The sequence below is a fragment of the Pedobacter sp. 01N416 genome (assembly GCF_056399685.1).
In genome coordinates, this window is sequence record NZ_JBFTRT010000050.1 from 1 (window position 1) to 13,504 (window position 13,504).

Annotated in this window: 11 protein-coding genes; 4 read left to right on the forward strand and 7 right to left on the reverse strand. The window is 42.3% G+C overall.

Going from position 1 to position 13,504, the window contains the following annotated elements:
• Nucleotides 1–465 precede the first annotated feature (465 nt).
• Complete coding sequence (locus AC1DND_RS04585; protein ID WP_477579498.1) at nt 466–1,509, reverse strand: IS110 family RNA-guided transposase; 1,044 nt, start codon at nt 1,507–1,509, stop codon at nt 466–468.
• Between the two features lie 1,195 nt (nt 1,510–2,704).
• On the opposite strand from AC1DND_RS04585, the gene AC1DND_RS04590 reads away from it, so the two are divergent.
• Nucleotides 2,705–3,979: an alginate lyase family protein gene (locus AC1DND_RS04590; RefSeq protein WP_477579499.1), complete on the forward strand. Its 1,275-nt coding sequence runs from the start codon at nt 2,705–2,707 to the stop codon at nt 3,977–3,979.
• A 328-nt stretch (nt 3,980–4,307) separates the two neighbouring features.
• Here the strand turns inward: AC1DND_RS04590 and AC1DND_RS04595 are convergent, their stop codons facing one another.
• The gene (locus tag AC1DND_RS04595) at nt 4,308–4,712 is read right to left on the reverse strand and encodes a hypothetical protein (RefSeq protein ID WP_477579501.1); all 405 of its coding nucleotides are present in this window, start codon (nt 4,710–4,712) and stop codon (nt 4,308–4,310) included.
• 364 nt (nt 4,713–5,076) lie between these two features.
• Nucleotides 5,077–5,316 carry a helix-turn-helix domain-containing protein gene (locus tag AC1DND_RS04600; RefSeq protein WP_477579503.1) on the reverse strand — a complete coding sequence of 80 codons (240 nt, stop codon included), beginning with the start codon at nt 5,314–5,316 and terminating at the stop codon, nt 5,077–5,079.
• 70 nt (nt 5,317–5,386) lie between these two features.
• Here AC1DND_RS04600 and AC1DND_RS04605 point away from each other — a divergent pair, with 70 nt between their 5' ends.
• Both AC1DND_RS04605 and AC1DND_RS04610 read left to right on the forward strand, forming a co-directional pair.
• Nucleotides 5,387–6,175: a DUF6597 domain-containing transcriptional factor gene (locus tag AC1DND_RS04605; RefSeq protein WP_477579505.1), complete on the forward strand. Its 789-nt coding sequence runs from the start codon at nt 5,387–5,389 to the stop codon at nt 6,173–6,175.
• 72 nt (nt 6,176–6,247) lie between these two features.
• On the forward strand, nt 6,248–6,781 hold the full coding sequence (locus AC1DND_RS04610; protein ID WP_477579507.1) for a dihydrofolate reductase family protein: 534 nt from the start codon (nt 6,248–6,250) through the stop codon (nt 6,779–6,781).
• Between the two features lie 427 nt (nt 6,782–7,208).
• Here AC1DND_RS04610 and AC1DND_RS04615 read toward each other — a convergent pair whose 3' ends face one another.
• From AC1DND_RS04615 to AC1DND_RS04625, 3 genes are all read right to left on the reverse strand, one after another.
• Entirely contained in the window at nt 7,209–8,492 is a 1,284-nt protein-coding gene (locus tag AC1DND_RS04615; RefSeq protein WP_477579509.1) for a WD40 repeat domain-containing protein, read from the reverse strand.
• A 66-nt stretch (nt 8,493–8,558) separates the two neighbouring features.
• Entirely contained in the window at nt 8,559–10,544 is a 1,986-nt protein-coding gene (locus AC1DND_RS04620; RefSeq protein ID WP_477579511.1) for a hypothetical protein, read from the reverse strand.
• Nucleotides 10,545–10,879: 335 nt separating this feature from the next.
• A complete protein-coding gene (locus AC1DND_RS04625) occupies nt 10,880–11,272 on the reverse strand; it encodes a response regulator (RefSeq protein WP_477579513.1) in 393 nt (130 codons plus the stop codon).
• Nucleotides 11,273–11,967: 695 nt separating this feature from the next.
• Here AC1DND_RS04625 and AC1DND_RS04630 point away from each other — a divergent pair.
• Nucleotides 11,968–12,315: a helix-turn-helix domain-containing protein gene (locus AC1DND_RS04630; RefSeq protein ID WP_477579515.1), complete on the forward strand. Its 348-nt coding sequence runs from the start codon at nt 11,968–11,970 to the stop codon at nt 12,313–12,315.
• On the opposite strand, the gene AC1DND_RS04635 is transcribed toward AC1DND_RS04630, so the two are convergent.
• Nucleotides 12,312–13,504 (reverse strand): tyrosine-type recombinase/integrase (locus AC1DND_RS04635; protein WP_477579517.1); only part of this gene is annotated, 1,193 nt, incomplete at its 5' end. The two genes, AC1DND_RS04630 and AC1DND_RS04635, sit on opposite strands and share 4 nt — an antisense overlap.

Below are 13,504 nucleotides of genomic sequence, written 5' to 3' on the forward strand. Positions count from 1 at the left end.
TTCTTCACCTTTCCCAGTCTCCGATTGTCACTAAAGATCGCACAATGCCCAATTCAAATAGATTCTGTTAAAAGTCTGGCAGGAATTTTTTTAAATGCAAAAATCTGCCAAGAAATAAATTTCCTTTTTTCTTGCGAAAGCACCGAATGCCACCGACAGGTTGAAAGAAACCGGGGATCTTTTTTCCGGAGTTTTGGGTAAGGGGATAGATATGGCTGCAGTAATCAAAAAAGCACAGGGAATATTGGGATAAAATTTAAAACGGCAGTATTTTTGTTTAGAAGCTCAGGCTTATGGAGAAGTTTTAAAAAAGAAAAAATTGCTCCTTTATTGGTATTAAAAAGGGACGGAATTTTTCATCCCTCATCTTATAAGCTTATGAAGCCAAAGCTGAAGCTTTTTGAAGGTCAGCCATATTGATAATCGTCGGTCCGCGCGAGTATCAACATGGTCTTTTGTTCTTTATCAAGGGATGTAGGTTGTGGGTCTGTATTCGTGTTTTTTCTCATACAATCTATTGTTTTTGACACAGGCATATACCCTTGCGGCGATTTTTAACCGGATTGCATTGAGTACTGACATTTTGTGTTTTCCTTCTATGTCTATTTTGCGGTGATAGTAAGCCTTGATATCCGGGATGAACCTTCTGGCCAGAACTGCAGAGTTATGTAGCAGGGCTTTCATTTTTTTATTGGCAATCTTTGATATCCGGGTTTTCTTATGGACCGTGGTACCAGATTTATAAGGGAAGGGCGCTACTCCAGCGTAAGATGCGAACTGTCTGATGGTCTTTATGTTTTTAAATTCGTTGGTGCAGATAAGGATTTCCAGTGCGATCACGGGCCCGACACAGGGCACTGACTGCATTAAGGTCATCAGTCGGTTTGTTTCTTCATCCGCTTTCCATGTCGCCTCGATCGAATCTTCAACGTCCTGTATATCCAGTCTAAGGGCATCGATACTCCTGGAGCAAAGCCTGTTATTCTGTTCGATCAGGCCTTTCTTCACAAAGCCTGTATTCTCTTTTAAGGGTACCCGCATCGCGATATGAAGCGATTGTAAGCGCTTTCTTAAAGTGGATAAACCGGCCAATTGTTCGATGATCGGCCGCTTTGGTACCCTTAATCTTAATACATCCCTGGATTTATAGAGGTACAGCGCGATTCTTTCGGCGTCTTTTTTATCGGTTTTTCCTCGGATTAAACCCAAAGAATTTTTAATACGAAGGGGCGAGTCGACGACAGTATCGATTTTAAGCGTCTTCAGTTTGTTGATCAGGTAATTGCCATAGATTCCAGTATCTTCCATGCCAACAACGGCGTTTCTGGTGGTAAACTTCAAAGACGCTTTCAGGTGTAGCATATGGTCCTTGATCGCTTTTGGTTCATTGGGGATGGTATTGTGGACCAAAATAGATCCCCGAACCATGACAGCGATATCCAGGGTTTCTTTTGATATGTCGATCCCGATGAAATAGACATACTTTTTTGTCTTATTCAGTGCATCCATAGCTGACGGTTTTATAAGTCCCATCTTAAACGGTCAGGCGTTTTCTACAATTTAGATCTTACCTTTAGCAAACGCTCTGACTCACCTGACCGTTCTTTTAATTTGTGCTGACCATTAACTTATCGGGCCTCTTGCTTGCTGATTGGTCTTTCCAGAGTGTGCGCCTAAGTCTTCTCCCTATAATCATGATAAGTCAATTAAAATTTTGATGGGACTTGATTTCAAATCCAGTTTATTTAATACATACTTTTTTGTCTTATTCAATGCATCCATAGGCAATGGTTTTATTTCCCATCTTGAACGGTCAGGCGTTTTCTACAATTTAGGTCTTACCTAAGCAATAAGCCTGACTCACCCGACCGTTCTTTTAACTTGTGCCGACCATTAACTTATCGGGCCTCTTGCTTGCTGATTGGTCTTTCCAGAGTGTGCGCCTAAGTCTTCTCCCGATAATCATGATAAGTCAATTAAAATTTTGATGGGACTTGATTTCAAATCCAGTTTATTCGATATAGGCAGTTTTCCGGTCGCTTTTAAACAAATTTAGAAATCAAAAGTGATTTAATCAATTTGGTTTTTTTAAAATATACCTATTCGGGCCGGGCCATCAGTTGTATCTTTTGTTCTGGAACGATGCCGCGTCTGTCCCTGACGGGGGGAAGTATCATGGTCAGGGTTTCTTTAGCAGAGTTCCCTGTGGCTATCGGAAATATAAATAATCTGCACAACTAACACTTGGATATATTAAACTGATAACACGCACACAACCGGAAGCCCGACAGTAGGGTATGGCCAGATCAATAGATTAACAAATAGGTAATATGAGCATAATTTGCCTGGTTTACATTTGGCTAACCTAAGCTAAATGTAGTCAGGTGATGTTCAATTGTGGGTCCCTGATTTTAAAATGTAAAATATATCTTACGAAAAGAGTATGGAGGGTTTACAGTTTTGCCTTTGGAATATATAAACCTTGGATGGTCCGTCCACCAAAGATCAATTTAAAATCTAACTAAAATTAATTAACAAATGAAACTTATCAGGAAATTGCCTTTTAGGCGTTTATCTCGTATAGCTGAATAACCTGACACCAATGAGGCTGATTGTTGAAAATAAGCATGTCACAATGCAAGGCTGTTAAGCCGGCCTTTTGCATTTAAAGGCGGATCATATTTTTACCAATTATCTATTAACTATGAAAACAAAAATGAATCTACTCACACTTTGCGCGGTAACTGTCATTTGCGGATGCAGTAAGCCAATCGTTACTGAAGATCCGGCAGATTTGAGTGCTGGCCTGGTGCCCGGAAAACAATTGGTAGCCGCTGCGCTAGGGCGGGTAAGCACTGTTGTACACCCAGGGATGCTTCATTCTGCGGCTGATTTTACGCGGATGACCAGTAAGGTAAATGCAGGGGCACAACCCTGGCTGGATGGCTGGAATAAACTTGTAGCCAATGGCCGTTCTGCAGCCACCTATGTTCCGCGGCCGGTTGATACCATTGTGCGTGGAAGAGCAGCAAGCGGAAGGGCTGAAAATTATATCCTGGCCTGTCAGGATGCTGCAGCTGCCTATCAGAATGCACTACGATGGAAAATTAAGGGCGATGCTGCTTGTGGCGCAAATGCCATAGCGATTATGAATGCCTGGGCTGTTAAGTGCAAGTATATTGATGGGGACAGCAACAAACAGCTGGCGGYAGGCCTGCAGGGTTACCAATGGGCCAATGCTGCAGAAATTATGCGGAGTTATAATGGTTGGTCGGCAGCAGATTTTACGGCTTTTAAAAATTTTATGCTGAATGTATACTATCCGGTTTCGAGCGATTTTCTGAATAGACATAACAATACCTGTAATACACATTACTGGTTTAACTGGGATATGTCCAACTTATGTACGGTGTTGGCCATAGGCATTCTTTGCGATGATGTGGCCAAGATTAATTATGCAATAGATTATTACCAGCATAGCGGGACCGGCACCGCCTTTATCGGAAGAGTGACTACGGCTACATATCCAAATGGTATGGACCAGGGCCAGGAGGCGGGGAGAGATCAGGGGCATGCAACAATGGAGGTTCCTCTTTTCGGTACTTTTTGCCAAATGCTGTATAATCAGGGACAAAACTTTTTCGATTATAACCCCTGGAGCCATGTTAATCCGCCCCTTTTAGGGGTTAGTGAATATATCGCGGCCTATAACATCAATACAACCAATACCGTCCCGTTTACAACTTATAACAACTGTGAAAATTCAAATCATACGGTTATTTCAAGCGCTGGACGTGGCACCATACGCCCGGGATGGGAACTGGTTTACAATTATTATGTGAAGGTAAAAGGGAAAACAGCTGCCTATACTACCCAATTTGCTGCAAAAGTACGGCCTGAGGGCGGTGGTGGAGATTATGGACCAAATAGTGGAGGTTATGATCAGCTCGGCTTCGGAACCCTTACTTTTTCCCGTTGATCGGCAATTGCTTAATACTTCAAGACAAAGACTTTATCGATCAGGATGAAGTCTTTGCCGTATATGATGCGGTTGTTAGTTTATCTGCTGAATTTACTTTATAAATTTTTAAAAATTTTTGATTATGGGAGCGGTAAAATGGCGTCCTTGAGTGGTTTTGTGATCCCGAAGGGCTATTTGACCAGGTATAATTTTTAAATGGAACAACTGTTTTTTGCGGATGCGGGACCAAAATACCGGATTGCAGGCAGAGGTTTTTCCAGGGCCGGATTTTTTGTAGGTCCACAGGTAAAGCGTGAAAGGGGAAATACGGGATTGATATGAAGTTTTATTCAGGGGAAGGGAGATCACTGCTTAACAAAACTGGATAAAAAAACCGGGAAGAATGAGTCTTTAGGTATTCAAGTTTGTATAAGAAATCATCAGATAAGGCGTTATTGTATAGTTTGGTTAAAAAAGTCTCCACCATACCCGCATCCGAAATAGCCATAGCATCAAAAAACAGCATTCTTTGGAAATCTGTATTGGTATGTAAAATGCAAATGTATTTTCCAACAATGTTTATACTTACTACGTCATCCGTGTATATAGATTTTCTTATTTCTATATCTTGGGCATATTCTTCTCCAAAATGATTGATATTTTTAGCAATCTTATCTGGATCTTGAGTATAGCTCAGAAAGCTGTCGTTTTTATTGGCATCTATGTATAATACGATCGGGTTCTGCTTCATAAAGGTTCGTTTCTTAAACTTAATAAAGCTCTGGCGTAAAAACAAGTTGTTTTCATATTTTGCAGACTATTGGTCAGGATAGCAAGGTTGCCATTCTTTTTTATGGACAATATACAGCAGTGTTAATCTGTAACATGGACTTTTGCGGCATAAAGCGCTTCGCTGTTTATTCCACGGTTCCCTGTACATTTTAACTTGATGCTGTCTCTGTCTGGCAAAAAAAGTATGGTGCTGATCCAGGTGTTGAGATAAAAACTTCTCGTGGATTTTCGTTTGTATGTTGTTCTGTTTCCAAGATTAAGGCTTTCTGGGCATAGCTTAAGGAATGCTTTTTTAGTAGTCATTGTATTTAATATTGTAGCGTTCAATTTTTTATTTTAGAAAGTCCCTCATGATTAAGTACCGTTATTTTTGTTCCGTTCCTATCAATAATCTGCTGATCCTCAAAATCAGATAAGGTGCAGCTTACCGTTTCAGTGGCTATGCAGGCCATCGCGGTAAGATCTTCCCAGGAGATATTTATTAAATTATCATTTACCTTTGTCTGTCCATAAAGCTGGAACAGTGTATCCGGCCATTTTTTTTCTCGCTGAATTATAGGCAAGATCTAAAAGCTGCTTTTCCTTTTCCCTATTATCTCTTGAAAGTAAATGGATAAATTTTCGGACCACCTCATGGCTATATTTATCAGTCGGGGGGTATTGCAGCGAACAACACAACAGAAAATGATGAAATACAAAAAAATAAAACCTTGCAAAGAATTAGACCCCTTTATTCATTTCTATTGGGAACTGAAGGGGAATGAGCTTGAAAGACAATGGGAGCGGGTTTTTCCAGATGGCTGTGCTGGTATAGTAGTGAATTTGGGAAATACTTGTTTGACAGATAATGGCTCGGTTTCGATGGACTTTGGGAAAACTTATGTAGTCGGTGCAATGAATTCTTTCAAAGACAGCTTAATTGACCGCGATACACGTTTAATGGGCGTGTGCCTGAAACCTGCAACTTTTGCTAATTTCTATAACTATGCTTCACAAAATGAGTTGACTAATGATACCGTTGAGTTTGAAAAATATAACTCATTTAATGTTGATAAAATACTTGACAACCCATTTAATTATTTTGACCATTTTTTTTCAGAAAGAATAAAAAGCAAAAACAACCAACTGCGATCAGCTATCGATGACATACATTCAACGAACGGACAAATCAGTATTTATGAGCTATCAAAACGGAATTTCACAACGGTACGACAATTGGAGCGAAATTTTAAAAAGCTCATTGGTCTGTCACCAAAAGAATATTCAAATATTATCCGTTTTCGAAATGCTTTGAGTTTAATCAAAAATTCAAGGCAAAACCGGAGCTTATTGGATATTGCATTTGAATGTGGCTATTATGACCATTCGCACCTTAGCAATGAAATCAAGCGAAATACTGGACTTTCACCGTCACTACTTTAATTTGTCGCATTTTTACAAAGTGCAATAGGTTGTAGAAAAGTAATTTTGCCGAAACATTAAAATTTAAAATATATGCGAACAATATCACTTTTCATTGCAATGAGCCTAGATGGTTACATTGCAAAACCAAATGATGACCTAAGCTTTTTGAAACTTGTAGAAAAAGAAGGGGAAGATTATGGTTATGCGGAATTTACGTCCAAAATTGACACCATAATTATTGGTAGAAGAACCTATGACTATGTAGTTAACGAAATCGGAGCATCTCATTACGATAACGGACAACGGGATGTTTATGTCATAACAAGAACTGAAAGGCCGAAAGTAGGCAGAACGACTTTCTATACGGGAGATATAACTGAATTACTCAAAGGTTTAAGGTCTGAAAAAGGAAAGAATATTTATTGTGACGGTGGTGCTGAAGTTATAAATGAATTATTGAAACAAAACTTAATAGACGAGTTTATCATTTCGGTTATCCCAGTTTTATTAGGTAACGGGATAAGACTTTTTAAAGACGAAAGACCTGAGCAAGCAATTGAACTCAAAACAGCAAAAACATTTGATACTGGACTGATACAATTACGGTACGCGCGGAAAAAGTAAACAAAGGACGACCAACAATGGGTTGCATTAGGCGGCCTAAACAGCAAACTCAATGGCAGCTTACTTTTGTTTCACAGATAGCAACTCGTACGTCAAATGGAAAATAATTGTCCTAGAAAAGAAGTGTCTTGTACCCATTTAGGTTTGCAGCTTTTGTGATAAATTTGGTTATCTCCTGCGGACCTGGCCATTTGCTGTATCTTTTGTTCTGGAACGATGCCTGCTCTGTCCCTGACAGGACAGTTGGTATGCAAGACAGGGATATTAATTAATGATTTTTTGGACTAAGCTTCCTCTATTTCGGAGCTATTTTTTGATAATCTTTACTGCATATTTCAGAGGAAATGGGGAAGAACATGAATTCTTAATTTTTAAGCTATTTAAATACAAAACCTGCAAGTATCATAGTAGTTGCAGGTTTTAGCTGTTACCAAAACAAAGGCTTKGGTTCAGTTTTCCAAAAAATTATCCTGAATTCCTCTGAATGGTTGCCGTCTCCTATGGTATGGCTGTCCTGGCCTTCGCCCAGGCGGAGCTTATGGAGCATTCCGGAGTGGGAGCCCACCCAAAGGGTCTGCTCGTCGTCGGAAATAGCCATGCCGCTGATGCTAGAGCCCAAATGGTGTCTCCATAAAGTTTTTCCGTCTTTGTCAATTGCCCTGATATAGCCATACGCGTCGCCAAGGATATAATATTTGGAGGCTGCTATTCCCGAATAAACGCGCATCTGGTCATCCAGTAGCGTAAAATCCCCGTTTTCTTCATAAGCAGGTATAGAGATGCCGTTCAATCTGTCTGTATCTACGCCGATGCTGATCCCGTTGTAGAAATGGCAGGAATTGGTCAGCAGCTGGCTGCCGTCTTTGGAAAACAGACAGTAATGCGGATAGGAGGATTGTGGCCCGATTACTCCAATCTGGTTCCCTTGGGGATCGAGAATGCGGTGATCGCTGCACTGATCGGCTACTATGATGAACTGGTTGTCGTCAGATATGGCGGCATTTTCCATATCAATGTTAGGGTTCCATTCTTCATCATCTTCATCTGCTACCGGATGGATCATCTGTTCTCCTTGGCGGGACAGGATGAAAATGCCTTCAGCGGTTGTCAGTAGGATTTTTTTGCCGTCGTTGAAGGGGACCATTTCGGTAATGCCGTGATCTGAATCTTCGCTGAGCGTAAATTCTGCGATTATTTCCCCCTGCCAGCCTTGGGTTGTGGTAATCTTGTCCTTTACCGCAATGGCAAATACCGCTCCGATTTTGGATTTACCGATGGCGCGGATATTTTCATCCAGTTCCACGAGGTCGCTGCCGTTTAGCAAAAAGGCCTGTCGCTGCTCATAAGGGGATCCGGTAAGGAAAATAATCTTTTGCCCTTCGATGAACTGGAGTTGGCAGATGCTTTGTGAATTGTTGTTCATCAGGCCGGTCAGCGGTGCATGTGCAGGTGGGAAATCCTGCCTGAATTTTTGAGTTTCTCCTTTTTCATTGGCTTCTTTTAGCAAGGCCAGTACCGCCTGGGCAAGGTGTTCCCGATCATCGCTCGGGTCTTTTCCTTTCCAGTTGTCCCAGCCATGTTCTTCTGCAAAGCGGACCATTTCGTTTACGGCGCTGGCATATTCGGCGCCTTTTGTTTGCCATTCCTGCTGAATGTTGCTGTTTTTTTTCTTGAAGAGATTAAACACGGTATCGTTTTTTTGTTTTTCCAATATAGAAATTATGCGTCGATGTGAAGTATTTTATCGACCGTTTTGCAGCCGTTGAGATAGTTTGCACTATTTGCCGAGCGTGATTTTTCTGATTAAATTATTTCCCTGGTCTGACACATATAAGATGGTTTGGTCAGGACTTAGTGCCAATCCGGCTGGATGGTTGAACGATGCCGTTAAGGCGGCACCGTCAGCGTGTCCCTTGATGCCTGAACCGGCCAAAGTTGTGACCATGCCTGTACTTGAAATTTTTCTGATCACATTGTTCGATGCATCTGCAACATATAGATTGGCTTCCCTGTCCATCACGATTGCCTTGGGATTGTAAAATGTTGCAGCTGTGCCCAAGCCATCCCCCCGGCCATAAATGGCAAAATTTCCGGCGCTCTGCATCCCTGCGAGCACTGTAAAAGAACCACTGTCATTAACTGATTTACAGATACGGTGATTGCCGGAATCGGCCAGATAAATGTAACCTTTATCATCTACCCAGATCTGATAAGGTTGTTGCCAAAATAAACCACTAGGCCCTGAGGTTCCCGAGGCCAGTTCGATAATATCTCCCGTGGCACTGCGCTTATAGATCCAGCCATATCCGCTATCGGAAAAGAAGATCTGATCGTTTTTATCCACAAAAATACCTGTTGGTGCGGTAATTCCGTGGGGCTTATTCTTGATTACTGAGGTAACTGCACCGGATATACTGATTTTGCGAATGGCATAGTTGCCTGAATCTGCAACAAAAATTTCATTCTTTGTATTGATAGATAAGCCAACCGGATTTAAGAAGCTGGCATTTGAACCCAGGCCGTCGCTGTAACCTGATTGTATTTTTCCGGCAACAAAAGTGACGTTTCCCGATGGGCTGATTTTGCGGATCATGTTATTCCCTCCATCGGCTACAAATAAATTGCCCTGACTATCGGTAGACATTCCGCTCGGGTGTTTGAAATAGACTGTTGTCCCAATGCCGTCGGTCGGCGTAAAATCCCCCAAAATAGTACTGACTATCTGATCAGCTGAAATTTTTCTTATCTGGAAATTGTTTGCATCACCAACATACATGGTACCGTCTGAAGTCAGTTCAACAGAGACGGGATAATTAAAACTTGCCGTGCTGACGGGGCCATTAACCACGCCACTGCTACCGGTCCCTGCATAAGTGGTGACCGATCCTGTTGGGGTGATTTTTCTGATTGTCTGGTTTCCAGAGTCAGCCGCATATAGATTACCTGTAGCATCGATGGTCAATCCCATCGGGAATTTAAACGATGCGACATTGCCGCTACCGTTGGCAGACCCTGGCTGGCCGGTTCCGGCCAACGTGGATACGTTGCCGTTTTTATCGATCTTCCGGATGCTATGGTTCTGCCTGTCTGTTATGAAAAGATTATCTGCTGCATCTATTGCGATATCTTGGGGGGCATTAAATAATGCCGCTGTACCCAGACCATCGCGGTTTCCCTGGTTTACGCCTCCTGCAAAGGTGCTTACATTGCCTGTCGCATCTAGTTTTCTGATCAATGAATTATTATCGGTGATATAGATATTCCCTTTTGAATCTATGCCTATACCTCTTGGAAATGTGAATGAGGCTGAAAGTGCCGGTCCGTTTACAATTGCCAAAGGACCATTTCCAGTTGTTTGTACACCGTTTCCGGCAATGGTGGATACCGTTCCGTCCGGCGTAATTTTACGGATGTATCCTGTTCCGCAATCTACGGCCAGAATATTTCCGGACCGGTCGAGTACCATGCCCGAGATATTACTAAAAATTGCGTCTGTTCCCTTGCCGTCCTTATGGCCAGCGATACCGGTTGTACTCCCGGCCAAAATTGAAGCAGTTCCGTCTGGTGCAATCTTCCTGATGCAGTATTTCCCTTCATCTGCTACAAATACGTTGCCATTAGCGTCTGCGACTATACCGTTCGGGGATTTTAGTTTGTTTATGTCCGCAACAAAAATCCCCGCAAATGTGCTAACTGTTGACGTGGTTGCACCGGGTGAGGGAATAGTCGGCCCAGGCTCTGTTCTTGGTTTTTGGCATGACAAAATAAAAAAAGAAGATATAAGGATGCCACAACTGAATAGTTGGACCGTGTTTTTGGAGAGTTGTGTTAACATTCGAATAATTATATATGCAATTATAACAAATATTGGATATAATGTCTTGCTACAATCAATTTTAGCAATTGGGATTCCGAGAATAATGTTTGTTGCTGGGTTTAGTTAATGTTGTTAGGGGGTGGGTTGTTTTTGGCTGACCCCTAAAGGACCGGGCAATCTGCTATATCTTTTGCTCCAAAAGGATGCCGCTTCTTTCCCTGGCAGGGAGATTGCGTCCAAGTTAAAAAATGGAATGCACATTTTTTTATCCGGTCCAAAGTTTATCGCATACGTTTTCGATCTCTTTGCCTTGGTACTGAGGAGATGAGGCGGTTCACCTTGCGGTGCAATTTGGCATAGTCAAAGGGCTTAAATATGATCCCTTCGGCTTGGCTGGGTATCTGGTAGGCTTCCGATTCCAGCATTGCTGTGATCAAAAGGACGGGGATGTCCTGCGTCGCGGGATCACCTTTGATGGTATTGCACAGTTCCCTTCCGTCAGCATTGTCGAGCAGGATATCCATGACGATAAGATCGGGTTGGAAGTCTGTGATCGCAGTCTGGAGCTCATCGCTATTGTTGATGCCCGTAACAAGGTAGGACTGGTCCTCCAGTACCGCCTGAATAACTTCGGCATTGCTCTGATCATCATCCAGTACAAGAATCTTGAACATAAAATTTTCCTGTTAAATGAAATTAAATAAAGCTATTGTCCGTTTGTCTTCTGGGAAGCATGGGCGGTATCCGGCGATTGTCATTTATGATCGCAGTCTAAACTGGATATCTACGGTTCGCCATGGTGGCGGGTATCCGATTAAATGCCGTCTTTTGGACCTTGCCTTTGATCCCCTGTGGATTTATGGAAGAGCTTAAATTTAAGTAATAAGGGGATAAAAAACAAAAATTGATGGTAAAAACATTGTGATGGTGGTTTATTGATTTCCCTTTGGGATACCGGAGCTGTCAGCTTCTAAGCATATCGTCAGATCTTTGATAAAAGGTCATCGATCGGTTGACTAATGGTCAGGATACGGTGTTTTTTTCTGAAACAGGGATTTTAGCTGTTTTTCAGGGGGACCTAACCAAACCGTCCCTAATATTGCCTTTGGGTCTGCCATCCGCCTCAGCCAGGTGTCTACAAAACATACTTTGAGCTGTGCCATACCGATGGAAGTAAAGAAAACCCAGCAGGTACTAGGGACTTTATCAAACCCAGTCACGATAGCAATTTAGAAACAATACCATTGGAGCAGGGCAAATCCTAAAACGGGAAGTTTAAAATTTTTGCAATACATCAAAGTCCAATTCCCCCAATATTGGATAATAGCAGCAAAATAATGCCCAAAATTGCGGTAAATTAAACTGTGCTATGGAATCATTTGGCTTTGAGAAACTTCCTGAGATCATCCGTCAGTTATTTGAAAAAGTAGAACGGATCGAAGAAATGGTCTCAGATCTTAATCCGGTTGACGACGGATCGAATGACCTTTTAACGGTTAAGGAAGCTGCTGATTACCTGAAGGTTTCCGTGCAATCCTTATATTCTAAAGTCAGTAGAATGGAAATACCGGTAAGCAAGCYGGGCAGGCGATTGTACTTTAGCCAATCGGAACTCAAAAATTGGGTTTCAGCTTCCAGACGTAAAACTGCATCTGAAATCATTCAGGAATCGCAAAGTAAAAGCAATCATTCGGATAAAAAGGACATGTTCATTTAGCTTGTGCCAAGTTTTTCCTCATTTCGGTGCAGGATAAAAATCGCTGGTCTTTTTTCTTGACCATCACGGACACTTTCATCCTCAACATCTTTAAGCAGCATCCTGGCTGCCGCCTGGCGCTTGGTCTTATCCACGATTTTTGCATAAATTTCGGTATTTTTTAAGGAGCGGTGACCTAGCAGTTTAGATACCGTGTAAATATCAGTACCCAGTTCAAGCTGAAGTGTAGCAAAAGTGTGCCTGAAACTGTGGAAGGTGATATTCTTAAAAATGCCCGCGGCAGTACACCAGTTCGTGAAGAATGATTTAAGCTGACTGTACTTCAGACCAGGAAAAAGTAAATCTCCCGGTTTCATTCGGTCTCCAAGGCGGGCTACAGCCTGATCCGATATTGGCATTACCTCTGCCTTCTCTGTCTTACCTTGCGAAAATTGAATTTCGAAACTGCCCGGTCTGCCCCTAAGTTCAGACCAGTGTAAGGTACTTACGTCTGACCACCTAAGGCCGGTAAGTCCGGAAAAAATCGCTGCATTTTTCATCAGATCCGAACTGGCAGGCGTATCTGCCAACTGCTGAAATTCTTCCATCGTCAGTCTTTCCCTGTTCGTTTCCTTTGGTGGTATAGGATCGACCATGGCATGCAGATCCAGCGGGATGAGCTTTCGTCTGTAGACATGGCGTAATACCGCCCGGAATTTGGCATAATAAGTAACTGCTGTATTCCTTTTGATCGGCCGCCCGTAGCGCGAGATCCCAGGTCCGCTCAACAGATAGTTTTTGTAATCCTCGCACAGAAAGTCAGAGAGTTCAGGCAGACGCAAATCCTGACCGCTAAAAGCGATAAAGTAACGCAGTCCCATTTCCCAGTGATCGTTCATTGATTTCCGGCGGCTTTTGGACACTTGCCTAAAAATCTCGGTAAAGCTTGCATTTCGATCCTGTTCTGAAATGATCCCGAAGCGCCTGTTCTGTATTTCTATCTGGCGTTGCGCACAGACAGTCTGTGCGGTGAGCAGTGTTTCTTTGTTATGAATGCGCTGCAGTTCATTCTCGGGTTTTGTGAACAGGTATAATTTCAGCGTAACCGAACGCTGGGCTTTTCCGGTCTTACTATTTAAAAACGGTGGATAATAATCCAGATAAAGGCTTTGCCTTCCGGTACTAAGATTTTTCCTTCTGAGTGTAACGC

Excerpts from the sequence above, each read along its gene's own strand:
- AC1DND_RS04585 (WP_477579498.1), bottom strand. The coding sequence starts at position 1,509 with ATGGATGCACTGAATAAGACAAAAAAGTATGTCTATTTCATCGGGATC.
- AC1DND_RS04595 (WP_477579501.1), bottom strand. The coding sequence starts at position 4,712 with ATGAAGCAGAACCCGATCGTATTATACATAGATGCCAATAAAAACGAC.
- AC1DND_RS04605 (WP_477579505.1), top strand. The coding sequence starts at position 5,387 with ATGGCTATATTTATCAGTCGGGGGGTATTGCAGCGAACAACACAACAG.
- AC1DND_RS04610 (WP_477579507.1), top strand. The coding sequence starts at position 6,248 with ATGCGAACAATATCACTTTTCATTGCAATGAGCCTAGATGGTTACATT.
- AC1DND_RS04625 (WP_477579513.1), bottom strand. The coding sequence starts at position 11,272 with ATGTTCAAGATTCTTGTACTGGATGATGATCAGAGCAATGCCGAAGTT.